At 36.1% G+C, this 21612-nt stretch carries 16 protein-coding genes; 3 read left to right on the forward strand and 13 right to left on the reverse strand.

What is annotated here, in order from left to right:
- Nucleotides 1–6: 6 nt before the first annotated feature.
- The 8 genes from ACK4R1_RS08365 to ACK4R1_RS08400 form a co-directional block, all read right to left on the reverse strand.
- A complete protein-coding gene (locus ACK4R1_RS08365; protein ID WP_409685762.1) occupies nt 7–3009 on the reverse strand; it encodes a glycoside hydrolase family 3 N-terminal domain-containing protein in 3003 nt (1000 codons plus the stop codon).
- A gap of 10 nt (nt 3010–3019) precedes the next feature.
- On the reverse strand, nt 3020–3502 hold the full coding sequence (locus tag ACK4R1_RS08370) for an ABC transporter ATPase (RefSeq protein WP_409685765.1): 483 nt from the start codon (nt 3500–3502) through the stop codon (nt 3020–3022).
- Nucleotides 3503–3535: 33 nt separating this feature from the next.
- The gene (locus ACK4R1_RS08375) at nt 3536–4327 is read right to left on the reverse strand and encodes a (Fe-S)-binding protein (protein WP_121314301.1); all 792 of its coding nucleotides are present in this window, start codon (nt 4325–4327) and stop codon (nt 3536–3538) included.
- A gap of 84 nt (nt 4328–4411) precedes the next feature.
- Entirely contained in the window at nt 4412–4858 is a 447-nt protein-coding gene (locus tag ACK4R1_RS08380) for a phosphoheptose isomerase (RefSeq protein ID WP_409685768.1), read from the reverse strand.
- 133 nt (nt 4859–4991) lie between these two features.
- Nucleotides 4992–6299, reverse strand: a complete 1308-nt coding sequence (locus ACK4R1_RS08385) for a 4Fe-4S dicluster domain-containing protein (protein WP_409685771.1) — start codon at nt 6297–6299, stop codon at nt 4992–4994.
- A 10-nt stretch (nt 6300–6309) separates the two neighbouring features.
- Nucleotides 6310–7263, reverse strand: coding sequence for an MlaD family protein (locus ACK4R1_RS08390; RefSeq protein WP_409685774.1), 954 nt, complete (start codon nt 7261–7263; stop codon nt 6310–6312).
- 51 nt (nt 7264–7314) lie between these two features.
- Nucleotides 7315–8466, reverse strand: coding sequence for an N-acetylmuramoyl-L-alanine amidase (locus ACK4R1_RS08395; protein WP_409685777.1), 1152 nt, complete (start codon nt 8464–8466; stop codon nt 7315–7317).
- A 38-nt stretch (nt 8467–8504) separates the two neighbouring features.
- On the reverse strand, nt 8505–9626 hold the full coding sequence (locus ACK4R1_RS08400; RefSeq protein WP_409685780.1) for an N-acetylmuramoyl-L-alanine amidase: 1122 nt from the start codon (nt 9624–9626) through the stop codon (nt 8505–8507).
- A 131-nt stretch (nt 9627–9757) separates the two neighbouring features.
- On the opposite strand from ACK4R1_RS08400, the gene ACK4R1_RS08405 reads away from it, so the two are divergent.
- The 3 genes from ACK4R1_RS08405 (at nt 9758) to ACK4R1_RS08415 (ending at nt 13364) form a co-directional block, all read left to right on the forward strand.
- Nucleotides 9758–12424 carry a putative LPS assembly protein LptD gene (locus tag ACK4R1_RS08405; RefSeq protein WP_409685783.1) on the forward strand — a complete coding sequence of 889 codons (2667 nt, stop codon included), beginning with the start codon at nt 9758–9760 and terminating at the stop codon, nt 12422–12424.
- Between the two features lie 44 nt (nt 12425–12468).
- Entirely contained in the window at nt 12469–12849 is a 381-nt protein-coding gene (locus ACK4R1_RS08410) for a RidA family protein (protein WP_409685786.1), read from the forward strand.
- 125 nt (nt 12850–12974) lie between these two features.
- Complete coding sequence (locus tag ACK4R1_RS08415) at nt 12975–13364, forward strand: putative quinol monooxygenase (protein WP_409685789.1); 390 nt, start codon at nt 12975–12977, stop codon at nt 13362–13364.
- Nucleotides 13365–13422: 58 nt separating this feature from the next.
- Here ACK4R1_RS08415 and ACK4R1_RS08420 read toward each other — a convergent pair whose 3' ends face one another.
- From ACK4R1_RS08420 to ACK4R1_RS08440, 5 genes are all read right to left on the reverse strand, one after another.
- Nucleotides 13423–13797 carry a methylglyoxal synthase gene (locus ACK4R1_RS08420; protein WP_409685791.1) on the reverse strand — a complete coding sequence of 125 codons (375 nt, stop codon included), beginning with the start codon at nt 13795–13797 and terminating at the stop codon, nt 13423–13425.
- Nucleotides 13798–13854: 57 nt separating this feature from the next.
- Nucleotides 13855–14706 (reverse strand): BadF/BadG/BcrA/BcrD ATPase family protein, encoded by an 852-nt coding sequence (locus tag ACK4R1_RS08425; RefSeq protein WP_409685794.1) that lies wholly within the window; start codon nt 14704–14706, stop codon nt 13855–13857.
- A 139-nt stretch (nt 14707–14845) separates the two neighbouring features.
- Nucleotides 14846–15856, reverse strand: coding sequence for a type I glyceraldehyde-3-phosphate dehydrogenase (gene gap, locus ACK4R1_RS08430; protein ID WP_409685797.1), 1011 nt, complete (start codon nt 15854–15856; stop codon nt 14846–14848).
- 62 nt (nt 15857–15918) lie between these two features.
- Nucleotides 15919–16905, reverse strand: a complete 987-nt coding sequence (gene pfkA / locus ACK4R1_RS08435) for a 6-phosphofructokinase (RefSeq protein ID WP_409685800.1) — start codon at nt 16903–16905, stop codon at nt 15919–15921.
- Between the two features lie 131 nt (nt 16906–17036).
- Nucleotides 17037–21572 (reverse strand): translocation/assembly module TamB domain-containing protein, encoded by a 4536-nt coding sequence (locus ACK4R1_RS08440; RefSeq protein WP_409685803.1) that lies wholly within the window; start codon nt 21570–21572, stop codon nt 17037–17039.
- Between the last annotated feature and the right edge of the window lie 40 nt (nt 21573–21612).

Consider the following 21612-nt stretch of genomic DNA (forward strand, 5'->3'; position numbering starts at 1 on the left):
TAAAGATTACTTGTCAATAATCGCTCCCTGAATCACTTTTTGAATGTCTTCACGGATGTTTTCTTTGGAAAGTGTGTTCGGCAAATTAGAATCCGGAAAAGTTCTGTTGGATAATAAAATATAAACAATCTCTGTCTCAGGATCAGCCCAAGCTATGGTTCCCGTAAAACCAGTATGTCCAAAACTCGACATCGAAACACAACCACAAGTTGGTCCGGCTCCGCTTATCTGTGGTTTGTCAAATCCTAAGCCACGACGATTGCCTTCGGCACAGAAATGACAAGTGTTGAAAGTAGAAAAAGTTTCTGGAGAGAAATATTGAATATTACCATATTTTCCTTTCTGAAGATACATTTGCATCATTTTGGCCACATCCAAAGCATTCGAGAAAATTCCGGCATGTCCGCCTACCCCATTTTCCATCGCCGCTTCCATATCGTGTACATAGCCTTGAATGGTTTCATGACGGAAATAAGTATCGATTTCAGTTGGCGCAATCACGTTTTTATCAAACTTCTGTAAAGGATTGTACATCGTGTTATTCATTCCTAAAGTTTTGTAGAAATTATCATAAGTCAATCGCTCTAAAGATTTTCCGGTAGCTTTTTCTAAATATTTTTTAAGGATGATAAAGGTGAAATCGCTGTATTTGTATTCTTTTTTGTCAATTAACGGACTGTTGATGATTTGTTTCATGATAGTATCATGGTAATCATCACGCAGGAACAAACTATCGGTGACTCTTTTGGTAAATCCCTCGACAAGTGTTTTTCGATAGTATTTTTCCAAAGGCTTTTTATCAACACCAACCGTAGCTTTATAGAATGGAATCCAAGCTTGCATTCTACCGTAATGCGACATCAACTCTTTAAAAGTCATGTGTTGCTTGTTAGAACCTTTAAATTCAGGCAACATTTCGTCTAGCTTTGTCTCTAAAGTGACTTTATGATGATCGTATAATTGCATTACGTTAGGCAATGTTGCAATAATTTTGGTCAAGGAAGCTACATCGTATAAGTCGGTATTCTTTACCCTTACTTTGTTTTCATAAGTTTGGTGACCAAAGGATTTTTGGTAAATGACTTTGCCTTTTCGAGCAACCAAAACCTGCAATCCGGGTGTCATTTTACCATCAATGGCTTTGTACGCTAATTTTTCGATTTGGTTTAACTTTTCTGAACTCATTCCGACATTCTCAGGTGTTGTAAAACCCAAACGGTCTAATTTATCTGTTGAAAAACCGTCTCCGGCTCTGAAAGTGCTATTGATGGAAACCGGCAACATACCTTTGGCAGCTATCGCACCAAAAATCAATTCGGCGGAAACTTCCTGAGCAATATCGCCATTTTGATAGGAAACAATAACACCTTCAATTTCCTCAAAATTTACAATTCTGGAAAGCGAATAAGGTTTGGCAAAACAATCGACAATCACTTTCTTTTTAGCTGCAACAGCATCAATTAATTGCAATTCAGGAACCGTTAGTTCAGGTGAACGCCACCATGATTTATCCGATTTGTGGTAACCAATGATTACGGTTTCATAATCGGTTAGTTTAGCCATTAACGTGTCCAAATTGGTGTCAGCGACTTCGGTAACTTCAGTATATTTCTTCAGCGTTGACAAGAAAGAACTGTTGGTGTCATCGCCCAATTTAACATAAGCAATTTTTTGGTTCAAATTTCTAATCGGCAATACGCCATCGTTTTTCACCACGGTAACGGCATTTTCATAGAGTTCGTATTGCAAACTTTCATTCGACTTCGGATTCAAATCATTATACAAATTAATCCCTTCAACCGGTTCATATTTGTTCAAACCTGCTTTAAATTTGTAACGCAAAATCTTCTTCACTGATTCTGCCAGACGGCTTTCTGAAATGATACTGTCTTGATAAGCCACACAAATTTTTTCTAAAGCCAAAGGTACATTCTCAGCAAAAAGCAGAATATCATTTCCGGCTAAAAAAGCTTCTAAGTCAATATCACCGGGCTTTTTAAAATTACTGGCGCCTTTCATGTTCAAGGCATCGGTAAAAATCAACCCATCAAAACCTAGGTTCTTTTTCAGCAAATCGGTAACCACCGGCTTTGAGATGGAAGTTGGATAATTTGGCCTTGGTTCCAAACTCGGCACATTCAAATGCGCAACCATTACAGAAACCAATCCTTCGTCAAACATCCTTTTATAAGGATATAACTCAATATTTTCGATATGTTCCAACGTCGCATTTACCACGGGCAAAGTGTGATGCGAATCGGTTGAAGTATCGCCGTGTCCGGGAAAATGTTTTCCGGTAGAAAAAATACCTTGCCCCTGAACGCCTTTCATCAAAGCGATGGCATGTTCTGTCACGCTCACTTTATTTTCACCAAAAGAACGATATCCGATGATAGGATTTTTAGGATTGGTATTGATGTCTAAAACTGGAGCAAAATTAAAATGAACACCCATTCTTTTGCTTTCTTTACCCATGGCAACTCCAGCATTTTCGACTAATTTTAAATCTCTAATAGCGCCTAATGTCATGTTGAAAGGATAGCGAAAAGTAGAATCCAAACGCATGTTCATTCCCCATTCGGCATCAATACCAATAAACAGCGGAACTTTGGCTAAAGATTGGTATTTATTGCTTAACCGGGATTGGCGTTTTGGACCGCCTTGAAAGAAAATCAAACCTCCAATTTTATAATCGCGCACCAATTTTTCGATTTCGCTTACATGAGCGGCATCTTTGTTTGAATAAGCGGCAACCATGAATAATTGTCCGATTTTTTCTTGTAAAGTAAATTGGTTATAAATGCTGTCTACCCATTTTGTTTCGGCTGCAGTTTCAGGGAAAAAGTTTTTTCGTTCGGTCTTGACATAGGAAACACTGTCTTGCTCTTGAATCGTTGTTTCGGTTTTAGCCAAAGGTGTATTGGTCTTACTATTTTTGGTAGAAGAACAATTGGTCGCCAAAAACAACAATGCTGTGAATAAGCCTATTCTGAACAAAAAATATTTCATTAAATAAAGTTTAAAAGAAACGACTGTGCCAGCTTTCGCCGGCCGGCACTTCCCAATTGTCGTTGAACTCTTCTATTGAATTGACTAAATTATTGAAAACAATAGTATTTGCGGTTACTGCTTTTTCTTTGGCCATTCGTTTGAAATCAATCAACGATTTGTGGGCGATGTGTTCGCCGTTTTTGAACGTTACGTTCATTTTATCAAGTAAATCTACTCCATATTTTTGTTCTAAACTTTGAATAAAAGCTACCGATGAATCAATCGAACAACCAGTGGCTTGTTGTACTTCTTGATTTACGGCAAAAATGATAAATCGGTTGTATTTTAATAAAAAAGAGGCTTCCAAACCGGTTCCGTGAGCCGACCAATTTTCGACAAATGCTTTGATATCATTTTCGATTTCGGTCATCTCGTCATCTGAAAATTTGCGATTGGATTGGTATATCCAAATTTTAGAATCTTCGGGTAAATTTTCAAAAGGAACGTACATGGGAATTATGAATTATAAATTATAAATTACGAATTATAAGTCTTGTGCATTGGCGATTAGTTCGGCGATGTCCATGACTTTGACATTGGCTTCTTTTTCTTTGGCTTTGACACCATCAGTCATCATCGTGTTGCAGAATGGGCAACCGGCTGCAATAATTTCGGGTTGGGTTTCTAAAGCGTCTTCAGTTCTTTCGATGTTGACCTCTTTGTTTCCGGGTTCGGCATCTTTAAACATCTGCGCTCCGCCGGCACCACAACACAAACCATTGGCACGAGAACGTTTCATTTCGACCAATTCGGCATCCAATTTTTGGATTAAATCTCTTGGTGCTTCATAGATATTATTGGCACGACCTAAATAACACGGGTCATGAAAAGTAATACGTTTGCCTTTAAATTGTCCACCTTCGATAGTTAATCTACCGGAATCTAATAATGATTTCAGAAACTCGGTATGGTGAATTACCTCGTAAGTACCGCCCAATTCGGGGTATTCATTTTTTAAAGTATTAAAACAATGCGGACAAGCAGTTACGATTTTTTTAGCCTCATATGCATTCAAAACCTCGATGTTCATCATGGCTTGCATTTGGAACAAAAACTCATTTCCGGCGCGTTTTGCCGGATCACCTGTACAGCTTTCTTCAGTTCCCAAAACGGCAAACTCAACATTGGCACGGTTTAGAATTCGCACAAACGCTTTGGTTATTTTTTTGGCTCTGTCATCAAAACTGCCGGCACATCCTACCCAAAATAACACTTCGGGTTGTTTGCCTTGGGCCATCATTTCTGCCATGGTTGGCACGTTTAAAACTTCTGACATTCTGTTTAGATTTTTAGATTTGTTAGATTTTCAGATTCTTAGATGTGTTTGATCTAATAATCCAAATATCCAATAATCAAATTGTTACTCATGGTGTTCATCATCGAACACTTGAATGGTTACTTCTTTGTCTACCAAATCGGTAAATTTTCCTCTGTAACGGGTTGCCTTTACCAAGTGATTGTCAATCCAATGATAGTTTCCGCCACGTGGTTTTCCGAACAAGATTCCATGGTATTTGAACCCGTGTTGTTTTAACCAAATCTCAGTATATTCTCTGTGGGCTTCTGTACGCGAAGTGAAGAAAAATATAATATGTCCTTCGTCATACCATTTATTTAAAGTCACTAACGCATCCGGATAAACCTCTGCTGTTAACATTCTTTCCGGTTCTTCGTTTGGGATATCATCACAAACTGTTCCATCGATATCGATTAGGTAATTCTTAATTCCTTCGGGTAAAATCGGGCTTAAATGTTGACCGTTTTCTGTGATGCTTTGCAGGTTTTTTTCAATGTCTTCCGCTTTCATTTTTTTACTTTTATAGTGTTTCAAATTCATTCGACAAATTCCCAAGCCTCACATTTTTGAGAATTTATCAGGGTTAAAATGGATGCAATAAATGACATCCTAATTCAGATGCGATAAACGCGTCAATATTTGTTTATACTTCGTCTTTCCAGTTTAATCTATCTTGTTGGTTGTATTGCCAAGGTGCGCCATTATTTTCAATATTAGTCATCATCGCGTTTAATGATTGTGGCGCCGCACTTTGCTCCATAACTAAATACCTTCTCATGTCCATAATAATAGATAATGGACTGATATTTACCGGACATTCTTCTACACAAGCGTTACAAGATGTACAAGCCCATAGTTCTTCCGGCGTTATATAATCATTCAATAATGATTTATTATCGGGTACAAAAACACCTTTATTCTCATCAATATTCTTGCCCACTTCTTCTAAACGGTCACGGGTATCCATCATGATTTTCCGCGGTGACAATTTTTTTCCGGTTTGATTCGCCGGACATTCAGCCGTACAACGACCACATTCGGTACAAGTGTAAGCGTTTAACAATTGTACCCAATTCAGATCTTGTACATCAGAAGCTCCAAACTTACTTGGCACGGCATTTTCGTCAACCGGTTGGGCTGCAAACGGATCGGCATTCGGATCCATCATTAGTTTTACTTCTTTGGTAACACTTTCTAAATTATCAAATTTTCCTTTGGCATTTAAATCGGCGAAATAGGTATTCGGAAATGCTAATAATATGTGTAAATGCTTAGAATAGTATAAATAGTTTAGGAAAATCAAGATTCCAATAATGTGAAACCACCAAGCGGCTCTTTCAATAATTGTAACCGCTTCCAATGAAAAAGTATCCGGTGACGGTGTTAAAAATTGTGAAATGATATTTCCGGAATTCATATCTTGAAATTTCAAATCGAAAGCATTCATGATTAAAAACAATGACATCAATACTATTTCAAAATACAAAATGGTATCGGCATCTTTCTTTGGTGCACCTTTTAAATCGGTGCTAGCGAATCTTTTTAGTTTAATTACATTTCTGCGAATCCAAAACGCAATAACGGCTACCAAAACCAACACAGCTAAAACTTCAAACGAACCGATTAAAACACCATAGAACCCGCCTAAAAACGAGAATATTCTGTGCGTCCCGAATAATCCATCGATAATAATCTCTAAAACTTCTAAGTTGATGATGACAAAACCGAGATAAACAATGATGTGTAATAATCCGGCGATTGGTCTTTTTACCATTTTGGATTGACCTAAAGCAATCATCGCCATGTTTTGCCAACGTGCAGAAGGATTGTCAGAACGATTGACATCCTGTCCTAAATTGATATTTCGCGTTAGTTTCTTTACGTTTTTAACAAAAAAACCAATTCCCACTACGAGAATAATCGCAAAAAGTATGTTGTCAATATACATCATAACTCAGGTTTTACTTTTTAATGGTATCGTTTACCGGTGCTTTGTAGGGCTTGTTTTTCTTTCCAAACAGCGAAACATTTATATAACGGGTTGGATTAAGACGCAAATCTTGTAAAAGCAATTCCAATTCTTTCGAACTTTTGGCAAAGTTATTATACAAGGCTTCATCTTTGGCCAATTTGCCAAGTGTTCCTTTTCCGGCTTCCATATCAGCCATAATTTTATCGACGCTGGCTAATGTTTTTTCTAAATGTTTAACCGTTTGACCTATATTGGCTTTGGCTAAAGAATCAGACATGGTTTTTAAATTGCCCGATGCTTTATCAAAATTTGTCATCGTTGAAGAAATTTTGCTTTTGTTTTCGGCTAACATTTGGTTGACGCTGGTTGACGCTTGCTTGAATTCGGCTAAGGTTTCGTTTAAGTTTTCTAAACTGCTTCTTAAATTCTGTTTGGTTTTTTCATCCAATACTTGGTTTACATTGACCAACATTGTATTGGCATTTTCCAAAACTTTATCCAGTTTTTCTTTGATTGGCTTGATTTGGTTCGAAACTTCTTCGGTTAAACCCAATTTATTACCGGACTTAAAAAAATCTCCTGAAACAGCAATTTCAGTGGTTTCTGTATTGGGCAAAATAGCGATTTGTTTACCGCCGATTGGTCCCGGAGAATACAATTCGGCTACACTATTTTTTGGAATTTTATAATCGCCGTTGATCTGCAATTCAACTAAGGAAGACCAATCTTTTTGCAATTCGATAGAATTTACTTTACCAACCACCAATCCGTTGATAACTACCGGAGACGATGTTGCCAATCCGTCAACATTACTATACTTAACATAGTATTTATGGTAGTTTGACAAGATATCTCTTCCTTTTAAGAAACTATAACCCCAAATGAACAATAAAATAGAAGCAATAACTAAAATTGCCGTCTTGATTTCTCTCGTGATTTTCAATGCTAATTGTTTTTTGGCAAAGTTAAAATAAAATACTAAAACTCCTTATTATTATTGCTTTAATGCTTCTTGAACCGAAACTTTTTTTCCGTTTTTAAAGGCAATTACAAAAGCAGACGTAAAACCTTTGGCTTTGGCTTCCGCCAACAATCTTTTAGCTTCGTCATAGCTTGTGGTTTCGCCGTACATGTATTTGTATAAAGAACCTTCGCTTGAAACTGAAATATTATTCAATCCTTTGAAATTACTTGGCACTGTTTCTAATTTTGTTCCACTGGCTGATAATTGCACTTTAAATGTAGCTACACCCGAATTTACAATAACTTCAGGCTTTGGCTCTACCTTTTTAATGTCCGCAGTTTTCACCACCGGTTTAGTTGTGGAAGGGGAATCAATTTTTACCGTTTCCATTTTTTGAGAAGGCTTAACATCATCAGTATCACCTGAATCGTAGAATTCTTTCTTGTAGTTGATAATGGCATTAGCAATGGCTTCGGCATACTCATTTTGTCCGGCTTCAGAATCTAATCTTGCGCCTTCTGCAGGATTAGAAATAAAACCCATTTCAATCAATACTCTTGGCATGTAAGCTTTATGTAATACCATGAATGGCGCTTGTTTTACGCCGCGGCTTTTACTGTTGACATCATCTATAAAATGACTTTGGATTTTTCCGGCCAAGGCAATACTATTTTCCTGATATTCCTCTTGCATTATAGTCAGACCGATTAAACTCTCCGGAGATTTCGGATCATAGCCTTTATACTTTTGTTGGTAATCTTTCTCCATGGTGATTACTTCATTCTCTTTCTTTGCTGCCTCGAGATTGGAAGCATTTTTCGACATACCCATTACATAGGTTTCAGAACCACAAGCAGCTGCATTTTTATTGGCATTACAGTGAATCGAAACAAAAATGTTCGCATCAGCTCTGTTGGCTATATTTGCACGCTCAATCAAATCGACAAACGTATCTGTCTTTCGGGTGTAAATAACTTCAATACCCGATTTACTTTCTAATATCTTCCCTACTTTAAGCACGACAGCTAAAGCTATTTTCTTTTCGATATGTCCGTTGTAAACTGCACCATAATCGTGATCGCCGTGACCGGCATCGAGTGCTACTTTAAACTTGGCCGTTTGGGCAAAGGTCAAATTGGAAATGAATAATAAAATCGTACCTACTAACGTAATTCCTTTCATTGGTTTTATCAATTTCAAAATATCTTATAAACTATTTATTATTTTATGGCCGCCGTTTTTCCGTTTACCGTTGATACAATAAACGAATCTGCAAAACCATGCTTTTTGGCTACTTCATTTAATTTTTTGGCTTCTTCCAAACTGACAGCACTTCCGTAAAAGTACTTGTATAAGTTATTCTCTAAAGTAAATGAAATACTTTTAAGTCCTTTAAAATCTGATGAAGTAATATCTCGCTTTCTGGAAGTCGCAAACAATTGGATTTTATACAAACCGTTTTTTAAATCGGTTGTTGAATTTTCTTCCGCTTTGACTGTAACGGTTTCTTTTACTTCTTTTACCTCGGGCATATTCAAATACTTTACATTTTCATTATTATTATAAGCTTCATTCAAGTATTCTTTTTTGTATTTGATAATAGCATCAGCAATTTGTCGGGCCATTTTATTCTGACCTTCGTCTGAGTTTAAAAATTCACCTTCTTCTTTATTGGACAAAAATCCCAATTCAATCAAAACACTCGGCATATAAGCCGCGTCTAAAACCCATAAAGGTTGTTGCTTCACACCTCTTGATTTTCGATCTAAATTATGGGTAAAGTTATCTTGAATCTTAGTGGCTAAATCAATACTACTATTCAAGTTTTCTTCTTGCATCATCGTCAAACCAATTAATGACTCTGGCTTTTTAGGATCAAAACCTTGATAAGTCTCTTTATAATTGTCTTCTAATAAAATTACCGAGTTTTCACTTTTGGCTACCTCCAAATTCATCCCACTGCGCGATAAACCCATTACAAAGGTCTCAGTTCCTGAGGGCGTTTGGTTGGCTACCGAATTACAATGAATCGAAACAAACAAATTGGCATTGGCTTTGTTGGCTACTTTCGGTCTGTTGACTAATTCGATAAAAACATCAGTGGTACGGGTATAAATAATCTTTAAATCCTTTTCACTTTCTAACAGTTTACCCACTTTCAATGTGGTTTTAAGCGCAATTTCCTTTTCTACAAAACCATGATAAGAATTCCCGGGATCTTTTCCACCATGACCGGCATCTAGTATCACTGTGAAAGCTTTATTGGCTTGAGACCATGTCAAACTACAAACGAACAACATCGAAACTATCGAGAAAAGAATGTCCTTATTATTTATTTTCATTTGTAAAAGTTAATTTAAATTAAAACCCGGCGGTCATAAATGTAATATTTACCTATTTTTGACCGGAAATATTGTTTAAGTTTGCCTCGTCAAAAACCAAGCCATATTTCTACAAAAATAGCATTAAACCTTTGCAAAGAAACTTATTTAATATCGTTTTTTTAACAATTTTCCTAACATTGGGAAACGTAAAAACATATTCACAAGACCTGCCTAAGAAAAGCAACCCTTTTCCAGCTAAAAACCAAACAGATAGCACTAAAGTTGAGTTAACAGACTTGACAAAAGTCATCGATTCAACAAAAAAAGACAGTATCAAACCTAAAAAAGCTTTGTTGGACGGCAAAATCAAAAGGAAAGCGGTTGATTATGAAAAACTAGACCAAAAGAAAAAAACAATTACGCTTTACAACAGAGCTGAAGTTTATTATCAAGATATTGAATTAAAATCGGGCATTATTGTAATTGATTACCAAAAAGATGAAGTTTACGCCGGAAGAATTAAAGATTCGCTGGGGAATTTGTCCCAAAGACCGGTTTTTAAACAAGGTGCAAATGTGGTTGAACCGGATTCTATTCGATTTAATTTAAAAACTAAAAAAGCTTTGGTTTGGAATTCAAGAAGCCAGCAAGGGGAAATGAACATCAAAGCCGCCATCACTAAAAAGGAAAACGACTCTGTTTATTTCATGAAAGGTGCACGTTTTACCACTGCGAAAGACATAGACAATCCTGAATATTATTTCCAAACCGATAGAGTAAAACTGGTTCCCGGAAAAAAAGTGGTGGTTGGCATGACTAATATGGTCATTGCAGATGTTCCCACGCCAATAGCATTACCATTTGCTTTCTTCCCTATGACTGACAAAGCGCGTTCAGGATTGATTATTCCGACATATAACGACAGTAACACTCGTGGATTTTCTTTACAAAATGGTGGTTATTATTTTGCCTTGAGCGATAATTATGACTTAGCAATTTTAGGAGATTATTATACCAACGGTAGTTATGGCTTCCGATTTGAATCTTCTTATGCCAAGCGCTATAAGTTTATGGGCAATGTCAATGTTCGTTTTGAAAATCTAATCCAAAGCGAAAGAGGTTATCCTGATTATTCCAGAGCCAATAATTACAATATTCAATGGTCACACGCCAAAGACGGAAAATCGAATCCTAACTCCAGATTTTCGGCTTCTGTAAACTTAGGAAGTAGTCAGTATTTCCGTCAATCTTTAAATCAAATGAACGTGAGTTCAGGCTTGAATAACACGTTGAGTTCTTCGATTTCGTATTCTAAAACATTCAATTCCGTTCCGCAAGTCAATATGTCATTGACCGCTACACATTCACAAAATACCAATACGGAGCAAATCAATATGACTTTGCCAACGTTACAGTTGAGTGTGGACAGAATTTTCCCGTTTGCTCCAAAAGACGGCATCAAAAAAGGATTCTTTAAAAACATCAATTTACAGTACAACTTAAGAGGCGAAAACCGTATTGAAACAACCGATTCCCTTTTTTTTAAATCGGAAATGTTTCGCGATGCTAAAGTAGGTTTCCAACACAGCATTCCGTTGAGTACCAACTTTAAAATTTTCAAGTACTTTAGTGCTTCGACTTCCGTCAATTATAATGAGGTTTGGTATCTAAAAACCATCCGAAAACAATACGATGCTAATACAAACCAAATTGTTGACACCGATGTTCAAGGGTTTGATGCATTTAGAACTTACTCCTTTTCTACCGGTTTAGGAACAACGATTTATGGAACCTTTAATTTTGGCGACAAGAAAAAAATCCAAGCGATTCGTCATGTCATGCGACCTAACGTAACTTACAGCTATACGCCAAGTTTCGAGAGGTATTATGACACTTATGACCCGGATGGCAGTGGGACGATGCTAAAAGATTATACTCGTTTTGACGGCGGAATTTTTGGCGCACCCGGAAAAAACATGTCCAATAATGTTGGTTTTAACTTAAGTAACACTTTTGAAGCCAAAGTAACAGATAAAGATTCAACAGCAACACAACCTAAGAAAGTGATGTTGCTAAACAATTTGAATTTTTCAACCAGTTATGACATTACAGCCGATTCCTTGCGTTGGTCACCAATGCGTGTTAGCGGTGGAACACAGATTCTGAATCAAAAAATGAACATCAATTTTGCGGCAACACTTGATCCGTATGCCATTAACAATGCTGGTCGCAGAATCGACACTTGGAATATTGACAATGGCGGAAGTTTGTTTAGAATGACTAGCGCCAACATGACTTTGAATTATGCTTTTTCAAGTAAAGATGGCAACGGTAAAGACAAGAAAAACGAGCAAGGCAAACGAAATGGCGGTCGTGAAGATGATTTGTTCGGAACCAATACCGATTTAAGTGATCGGCGTCAAAGCCAATTTGAAGACGATGATGGCGAAGAAAAACCACCAACCGAGTTTTTCAAATATGAATTACCTTGGGACATGACTTTAGCGTATTCCCTAACCTATTCCAACAACAATCGGGAACAGAAAATCTCCGGAAATTCGGTGATGATTTCAATGAATACAGATTTAACCCCTAAATGGAAAATTGGGGTTTCAACCGGTTACGACTTTGTACAAAGAGGTGTCACTTTTACCCAATTCAGATTTGAAAGAGATTTGTTGAGTTGGCGTATGGATTTCAATTGGGTTCCTTTTGGGGATAATGCTTATTGGGGATTCTTTATCGGAATTAAATCGGGTGTATTGAGTGATATCAAATGGGACAAACGTTCGCTTCCAGACAGAACACTTCGATAGCCTACAGAACACAGATTTAAGAAGACCGTATTAAATAAATTCTCATGAAAAAAATAATCTTTACAGACAAAGCTCCGGCACCGATAGGACCTTATAACCAAGCGGTTTTAGTGGGCAATACATTATACACTTCCGGACAAATTGCTTTGAATCCGAGCACAATGGAACTGGTTTTAGACGATATCGAAACCGAAACCAAACAAGTAATGGAAAACATGAAAGCGGTTTTAGAAGCGGCTGATATGACTTTTGCCAATGTGGTCAAAACAACCATTTTCATCATGGACATGGGTGATTTTACACGAATCAATACCGTTTATGCAAGTTATTTTGATGAAGCAACAGCTCCGGCAAGAGAAACGGTTCAAGTAGCCGGATTGCCTAAAGGCGTGAATGTAGAGATTTCGATGTTAGCCGTGAAGTAGTTCTTAGTCTCAGTTTGCAGTTATAAAATAGATGAATCCTTTATTGTGCAAACAATGAAGGATTTTTATTTATAAACCTAAACACCAATTGCTTACCTTTATGGTTTAACTAAAAATACAACTGTATGAAAGCTTTAAAAAAAACACTTCCCTTTATAGTACTGTTAGCCATATTACTTTGTTTAAGTTGGCAAAGCGAATCAACTTTAACTTCAAAAAACACTATAGTTTTGGTCAAATATAAAACCCAACCTGACAAAAGTGTAGAAGCTATCAATAACTTAACTATATTGATTGAAGAGGTTAAAAAAGAACCTCATTTTGTGAGCATCAAACTCCACGTTGACCCGAAAGACCCGACGAATATTTTGCTTTATGAAGAATGGCTTGATGCTTCTTATTATGAATATGCTCATATGAAAACACCACATATACAGCAATTCATCGCCAATGCTAAAAACTTTTTAGCCGGACCGCCTGAGATTTCTTTGTGGCAATTAGAGAAAGAGTTTTGATTGTTTCTTAGTTGATTGAAAAAGGAAAAACTCTTAAGTTGAAAACAATAAAGATTTTTTACTTTACCTCATCCAATCCCAACAATAACAACTGCGCCGTTGCTTCATTGGTGGCCAATGGCACATTGTGCACATCACAAATTCTAATCAACATATTGATATCCGGTTCGTGAGGATGGCTTGAGTTTGGGTCTTTAAAGAACAAGACCATTTTGGTTTTACCTTCGGCTACACGTGCCGCAATTTGAGCATCGCCACCCATTGGTCCGGAAAGCATTCGCTTTACTTTGATTCCAACGGCTTCTACTTTTCCGCCGGTTGTTCCCGTAGCTATAAGTTTAATGTTTTCTTTTTGTAATAGTTCTTTGTTCTTGTTGATGAATTGAACCATATCGGCTTTCTTTCCGTCGTGTGCTATGATGGCGATTTCCATAAATTATAATTTAAGTAAAAATAAAAAATCCCGACAAAAAAATCGGGATTTATAAATCTATTTATTTAAGATATGGTACGCAATCAAACCGTCGATTGGTCTTCGGAGTACATTACCTATCTTAATGTCATATTTGGCTAAAACTTGTTCTAATTCGTCTTTCAAATAAAAAGCTATTGAACCCACGAAATGTACCGGTACCTCGCGGCAATTGTCAAATTGCATGATGTAATTTTTGGCAAACGATTTCAATTCTTTCTTGATGATTTTTTGACAAAAAGGATTGTCTTTGTGTTTGATGATAAACTTTGCAAATGTTGCCAAGTAAGCATTAGGATTGTCTTCTTTGTACAAATTGGCTTTGATGTAATCGGCATCTAAATTGTATTCGTCTGCAAATTCTTTAGACAATTCTTCCGGCATATTGTTGAAATAATGTCCGCGAATTAAATGTCTTCCAAAACGATTCCCTGAACCATCATCCATGACAATATACCCTAAAGATTGCACTTTTTGATGCAAAACTTTACCGTCAAAATAACTACAATTTGAACCGGTACCCAGAATACAAACAATGGCTTTTTCGTCTTTTGGAGTGGTTGCATAAACGGCGGCATAAGTATCTTCATGTACAGAAACTAGAGCATTTCTAAAATATTCTTCAAACACTTTGGTTAAGAAATTTTTCATCCTGTCGGTACCGCAACCGGCGCCATAAAAGAATAAATGCGTTGCTTTGTCCTTGTTGTGCTCGATATCAAATTTGTCATTCAGACGTTCAAGTACAGCATCTTTGTCTAATACTTCGGGATTTAATCCTAAAGTTTGAGTGGTGAAAAGCACTTTTCCATTGTCATCAATTGCGATCCAATCGGCTTTGGTAGAACCACTGTCAACTAATAATTTCATAATTAATTAGGAATTACAAATTAGGGATTACAAATTTGAAACGAGTTCAAAATTATAAAACTTAATTCTTTTATTATTTTGGTTTAGTTTAGGTATAAAAATCCCGTTACCTACAAAGATAACGGGATTTTGTCATTTATTATTTTAAGTTCGCAATGTGAACAGATAAATCAATTAATTTGCTTGAATAACCATATTCGTTATCATACCAAGAAACCAATTTGAAGAACGTTGAGTTCAAACCAATTCCGGCTTTAGCATCAATAATTGAAGTTCTCGAATCAGAAATAAAATCTTGAGAAACCACATCATCTTCAGTATACCCTAAAATCCCTTTTAGTTCATTTTCAGAAGCTTTTTTCAATACTGCCATGATTTCTTCATACGATGTCTCTTTGGCCACTTTTACGGTTAAATCTACTACTGAAACGTCAACTGTAGGCACACGGAAAGACATTCCTGTTAATTTTCCGTTCAAGGCCGGGATTACTTTTCCAACTGCTTTTGCAGCACCTGTTGAAGATGGAATGATGTTTACACTAGCAGCACGACCGCCTCTCCAATCTTTTCTTGATGGTCCGTCAGCAGTCATTTGTGTTGATGTTGTGGCGTGAACAGTAGTCATTAAACCTTCAACAATGCCGAAATTGTCATTGATTACTTTGGCCAATGGCGCTAAACAGTTGGTAGTACAAGAAGCATTAGACACTACAGTATCCGTTGCTTTAGCTTCAAGGTGATTCACACCCATTACAAACATTGGAGCATCTGCTGAAGGTGCCGATATCACTACTTTTTTGGCACCACCATCAAGGTGTGCTTTGGCAGTTTCAATTGTGGTGAAAAAACCGGTACATTCTGCTACGACATCAACGTCTACATCTTTATCATCCCATTTGATTAATTTTGGATCTCTTTCGGCTGTAACGCGAATAAATTTATCGTTTACATATAATTTACCGTCTTTTACTTCTACTTTTCCGGCAAAACGTCCGTGAACTGAATCATATTTTAATAAATAAGCCAAATGATCTACATCTAATAAATCGTTGATAGCTACTACTTCTACATTATCTCTATTAAAGGTTTCTCTAAAAACTATTCTTCCTATTCTTCCGAAACCGTTAATTCCTAATTTTACTTTTGACATTGTCTGTTTATTTAATTATATTTTATTGATTTTTGAAATTGCTATTGAAATTGAGTCTTGTTCTAAGTCGACATTATATCTGAAACTCTCAACAATTCCCTGTCGATTTCAGAATGACCTTTAATGGCTTGTTCTAATGGAGTTAACTCAATTTTATCGGCCAACACGCCAACCATAAAATTGGTTTTTCCTTCAAGCAAAGACTCTACGGCTTTCACCCCTAATCTTGAGGCTAACACTCTGTCATAACAAGAAGGCGAACCGCCGCGTTGCATGTGACCAAGCACTGAAACCCTAATATCATATTCCGGTAGATGCTCTTCAATGTAATCTTTTAGTTGGAATACGTTTTTGCCCATTTTTTCTCCCTCGGCCACTACCACTATACTGGATGATTTTCCGGAAGCTTTGCTTTTTTGCAAGGATTCCAACAAACGTTCTAAACCTAAATCTTCTTCCGGGATGAGGATTTCTTCTGCTCCTGCACCGATACCGGCGTTTAAAGCGATATGTCCTGCATCTCTTCCCATTACTTCCACAAAGAACAAACGATTGTGTGAACTGGCCGTATCTCTAATTTTATCTATGCATTCAACCACCGTGTTTAAAGCCGTATCATACCCTAAAGTATGACTGGTACCGAAAATATCGTTATCAATAGTGCCCGGTATTCCCATAACCGGAAAATTGAATTCATCGTTAAAGACTTCAGCACCGGTAAAAGAACCGTCACCTCCGATTACTACTAAAGCGTCTACTGCTGCATTTACCAAGTTTTGATGGGCTTTTTTTCGGCCTTCAACAGTCATGAATTCTTTTGAACGTGCTGATTTTAAAATAGTGCCACCTTTATTGACAATATTGTTGACACTTCGTGGTCCCATTTCTTTAAAGTCGCCTTCAATCATTCCTTGATAGCCTCTATAAATTCCGATACATTCAATTTGATGATAGGCACAGGTTCTGACTACCGAACGGATGGCTGCATTCATTCCCGGAGAGTCACCACCCGAGGTTAGCACACCAATTTTTTTTATACTTTTAGACATTTTTATCTGATTAAAATGTAAAATTAGCAAAGATGGCGTAGTTTTTTGCCCATATTATTAATATATTAATAAAATGGCCGAAATTCAAACGTTTTCGTTGATAAGTTTTTCCTTAATGTAGTTCCGAAGGCTTAATCTTCGTTAGGAATAGCATCTTGGTTAGGTCTTGTGTCTGCTTTTTTCTTATCGTTTTCCGAGTCGCTTTTAGATTTCATTCGGATACCGTCAGGAAACATTTCAGAATCTTGATCCGCGTGGTTTTGAGTTTTAACGCGGTCAATTTTGGCATTTTTAAAAATCTTATTGATTAGTTCTTTCATGGTATCAAAATCGACTTCATAAGACATTCCTATTCCTTGTGTATAGCCAATTCCTTGACCAATATAAGTAATGTCGTTTTCTTTATTGAATACTCTCAAATTCAATGTTCCGTCATCGTTTACTCTGTATTGAACCTCTACATCACCAACGATAGCAGTTTCAGAAATACCGCCAACCGGCACGCCTACTTTTCCGTTTACGGTAATTCGGTCATTAATTCTGGAAGAAACGGTCACACCAAATCGGGCATCGGTTTCTTGACCTGTACCGGTTCTGTCTGACACTACATATTCGGGAGCAATGGAGATTTTGTCATCATCACCCGAAAAAATATCTTTAAAAAGACTACTCGCTTTTTCAAATAAATTATTAGACAATTGGTTTTGGTTAACCCCTTCTTGACTCAAAAAACCACCAGTAGAAAGCAAGTACAAAGCCTGTGTTTGTCTTTTGTCTTTATCGTCTAATTGGTATTGTATTTCGGATTTAAGGGAACTACCAACTGTTGGGAAATTGATATTAAAATCAGGTTCGGGATTCGCCAAATTCCCTTTTACAGCAATCACAACTTCGACATCTACTTTCTTGTTAAATGAAGGATTATCAATTAATACTGCGGGATTGGCAGACGTTTCGTAAACAGCTTCTAAATTTAAGGTTGCTGCCATTGGATCACCTAACCAATTGATGGAACTTCCTTTTTTAACATTGAACTTTTTATCAATAATTCCACCGTATTTAAAGTTATATTCTCCTTCTAAAGCGATAAAATCACCAAACATTTGAAATTTACCGGTCGTATTAATTCTGAAAAGTAATGTTCCATAACCTTTACCTTTCATTCCGTGACCCGAATTTCTGTCCAATATTACTTCAATATCGGCATTTTTATTGATTTCAAAATTGAAGTCTAATTCTAAACCATTGTACTTTTTGTTTTGAACAATCTTATCGTTCCCTTTGTTGGCCTTTTCTGCAGCGGTTATGAAATGGATAAAACTATTTTCTTCAACAGATTCAGCTTCATTAATGGGAATTTTAATATCTGTTCCTTTGGCCGATTCTGCGTTGACACTAATCATTAACCCATCGGTTGGTCCTTTGATAGAAGCCGAACCATCCATAAAAGCTCTGCCGTAGTAGGCGGCATCTTCAGAATCTTTTGTGTTTAATGCTAAAAGGCGATTAGAACTTATTCCCAAATCCAATTGCCAATCGCTAAATTGTTTGTGCTTGATGAAACCGCTGATAGTTCCTTTGGTATCAAATTCAGTATCGGTAATTGTAGTTTCTCTGATGATAAATTTGTTTTCGGTAACATCTACTATCGAGTTATTGACAAATTGGTAATCTGTATTTAAGTAAGGGATTGTCAATCCGGCTTCATTAATGTATAATCGTCCGTTGTAATCTAAGCTGTTTACATTACCGTCAATTCGGGCGTTCCCGGTTGCAAATCCACGAATATTGGTAATCACTTCACCTCCTATTTTACTTAAAACGCCCAAGTTAAACTTGTCGAAACTCAAATCTATATCCAGTAACGTTTGTCCATCAACTATTTGGATATTGCCATCGGCATTAAACGAATCTACATTCTCGTTCTCTAAATTCGAATCCAAATAGAATTTTGTTAATGTTTCATCTCCTTTAATGTCTAAGTTTAAGTTACCCAAAGCAATTTCGTTGAGCGATAAATTATCTATTCGCAATTTGGAAGTAGGCTGAAAAACGGTGTTGGTTTGCTTAAAATTTACGGTACCGTTCAAATTTCCGTCAAAACTGAATTTCTCAACATCGGGTGTGACTTTATTCAAATTGACATTGTCGAATGAAAGCTGCAGGTCTTTATTTTGTTTGCCATCAATGAGACCAACAAAGTTTATTTTTTGATTTTCATGTGAAATGACAAAGTCTTCGAATGAGAAATTGGACATCTTTTTATCAAAGACAATTTTGTTACTTTGGTCATTTTCTTGCTCATTCAAAAACCACAAATAATCTTTAAACTGCAATTCCGATTTGGCAAAACCAACCACATTGTTATTTTCATTATTGATGGTATGGTAAAAATTCAAGTTGTAAAAATCCAGTCCTTTATTGCCTCCTTTAAATTCTGTTCTGAAATGCAACGTATCTTTAGAAAAAGTATTAATCATACTAAAATCTCTAACCTTATAGTGTTTGGTTTTGATTGAATCCATTTGAACGTAGGCGTTATACAATGGGTTTTTATTGTCAATCTGCACTAAGATATTATCAAAAGTATTCTCGTAAGCAACTATTTTCGGAGAATTGAAATTCAAATTAAAATTCTTGGTTTCAGAACTGATATTGCCTTTCAAAAAGGTATTTGGTCCCAAAACAATATCGGGATTAAAAACCTCAATAATCTTACTATTGATATTAAAATTGAATTTTAAATACTGATTAGGTAAAACTGTATTAGACTTGTAATTGGAATAAAAACTCCCGAGTGAATTCTCAACCATTTTTTGCACTTCATTCAACTTGTACTTTCCTACTATAGAGCCTTCAATTGCTTCAGGAGCATCAATGGTTATGTCTCTTTCTCCATTGGCATCAAAGCTTGAATTAATTTCCATGTAGTCCAAAAAATAAATGTCTTTTTTGTTTTGATAAGAAGAATTGGTCAACAATAAATTTCCTTTTAAATTGTCAAATGAACTTCCGGTAGCATTGACCACAATATCGCCTTTAAAAACAGAAATAGAGTCTTTGATAAAATTGAGTTTTTCTAGATTGGCATAATCAATTTTAGAGTGAAAATCATAGATGTTTTCTCTTTCAGACAAGTCAACGGTTCCCACAAAATCCATGAATAAATTGGGGTCGTTAACATTGACTTTCCCTTTAAAAATTGGCTGCTTAAATGACCCGTCTACAATAATTTTGGTATAATTGTAACCGTTGTATTTCAGTTGAAAAACATCACCAATAAATGAAGTGTTTAAATATTTCTGAGTAAATCCTTTACCATTAATCTCTAAATCAAGACTAACTTTACCAATTCGTTTATCATTAATCAAACTGCCAACATCAAAATTATCTAAGATAACATAACCGTTATACTTAGCATTATCAATATTATTGAGGTCTGACATTTGCAAATCTGATTCAACTAGTCCTAAAGCCGTGTTCATTACAAAATCGGCATTAATATATTTTTGTGTCACTTCTGCGGTACCAACAAAGTGAAACTGTCCTAGTTTTTGTAATGAAGTAGGTAGTTTTTTACCGAGTATATTGGGTAAAAGCTTTGTCAAATCGTTGTAATTAGAAGAAATCTTATCAAAATCTCCTTTCATATAAAAACTTCCCGGTGCGCGAGGAAAAAGATTTTTAAAATTGATATCGCCTTTGATGATTGAATTTTTTCGGTCGACCAAATATAAATTTGTAGCATAAAAATCATTCATCGTTCCGGTGATTTTTGAATTCAAATAAAACTTCTGATTTTTGTCCAATTCTTTGTAAAAATATCGGATATCATTAGTCGATAAAGTCGCGCTGTCAATGACTACGTCAAATTTAACTTTATTATTAAAATCACTAAAATCGTTATTTTCTCTGCTGTATTTAAGAACTACTTGGCCTTTTAAATAAGATTCCGGAGTTCTTATTTCCAACTTTTCTAATCGGATATTTTTCTTGGTATAAGTAAAATCGGCTAATAAGTTATTGATTTTAGCACCGCGATGGTCATGAAAATTCATTTCAGCGATATTAGCGGTCACATCCGGTCCTTTGATTTTGAAATTTTTTAAATGGGCATTCAATTGAGTAAAATCAACATCTTTAGGATTGGGACGATTTTCATCAATCATTAGAAATCGGCTGTCTTTTAAATGAATGTTTTTGGAGGTCATGAGGAACTTACCGCTGCTTTTTTTACCGTCATCAAAAGCGGCAATAAACAAATCTAGGTTGGTCTCCTTTTCTTTTTTATAAGTTTTAATCTGAAGATAAAATTCATCAAACGCCAAATCACCAAAGAGCAATTTTCCGTTGATTAACTTATTCAAATCGAGAATACTGGTTTTAATTCGTTTTGAATAAATCAAAGTATCATTGTGATGGTCTAAAATAATCACCGATTTCAACTTAACACCTCCAAAAAAAGTAATGGCTACTTGATCAATATTGATATTAGTACCATAGTCTTTATTGAGTTGGTCTGTTGCATATCGTGCAATTTTGGTTTGTACATAAGGCAAAGACAAGGCAACAACCGTCAATAACAAAAGCAGTAGCAGCGCAACAATAGTGCGAAAAACAATCTTTCTGACTCTTTTTAATTTGCTATCTTTTTTATTTTTTTCCAAATGGTGTGTGACTTAGGAAAGAAAATTACCTTTGCAAAAA

The organism is Flavobacterium sp., from assembly GCF_046293665.1.
GTDB lineage: Bacteria > Bacteroidota > Bacteroidia > Flavobacteriales > Flavobacteriaceae > Flavobacterium.

Coding starts and splice junctions, on each gene's coding strand:
- ACK4R1_RS08370 (WP_409685765.1), bottom strand. CDS start 3,502: ATGTACGTTCCTTTTGAAAATTTACCCGAAGATTCTAAAATTTGGATA.
- ACK4R1_RS08380 (WP_409685768.1), bottom strand. CDS start 4,858: ATGAAAGCGGAAGACATTGAAAAAAACCTGCAAAGCATCACAGAAAAC.
- ACK4R1_RS08375 (WP_121314301.1), bottom strand. CDS start 4,327: ATGTCAGAAGTTTTAAACGTGCCAACCATGGCAGAAATGATGGCCCAA.
- ACK4R1_RS08415 (WP_409685789.1), top strand. CDS start 12,975: ATGAAAGCTTTAAAAAAAACACTTCCCTTTATAGTACTGTTAGCCATA.
- ACK4R1_RS08395 (WP_409685777.1), bottom strand. CDS start 8,466: ATGAAAGGAATTACGTTAGTAGGTACGATTTTATTATTCATTTCCAAT.
- pfkA (WP_409685800.1), bottom strand. CDS start 16,905: ATGTCTAAAAGTATAAAAAAAATTGGTGTGCTAACCTCGGGTGGTGAC.
- gap (WP_409685797.1), bottom strand. CDS start 15,856: ATGTCAAAAGTAAAATTAGGAATTAACGGTTTCGGAAGAATAGGAAGA.
- ACK4R1_RS08425 (WP_409685794.1), bottom strand. CDS start 14,706: ATGAAATTATTAGTTGACAGTGGTTCTACCAAAGCCGATTGGATCGCA.
- ACK4R1_RS08385 (WP_409685771.1), bottom strand. CDS start 6,299: ATGATGTATATTGACAACATACTTTTTGCGATTATTCTCGTAGTGGGA.
- ACK4R1_RS08400 (WP_409685780.1), bottom strand. CDS start 9,626: ATGAAAATAAATAATAAGGACATTCTTTTCTCGATAGTTTCGATGTTG.
- ACK4R1_RS08410 (WP_409685786.1), top strand. CDS start 12,469: ATGAAAAAAATAATCTTTACAGACAAAGCTCCGGCACCGATAGGACCT.
- ACK4R1_RS08420 (WP_409685791.1), bottom strand. CDS start 13,797: ATGGAAATCGCCATCATAGCACACGACGGAAAGAAAGCCGATATGGTT.
- ACK4R1_RS08365 (WP_409685762.1), bottom strand. CDS start 3,009: ATGAAATATTTTTTGTTCAGAATAGGCTTATTCACAGCATTGTTGTTT.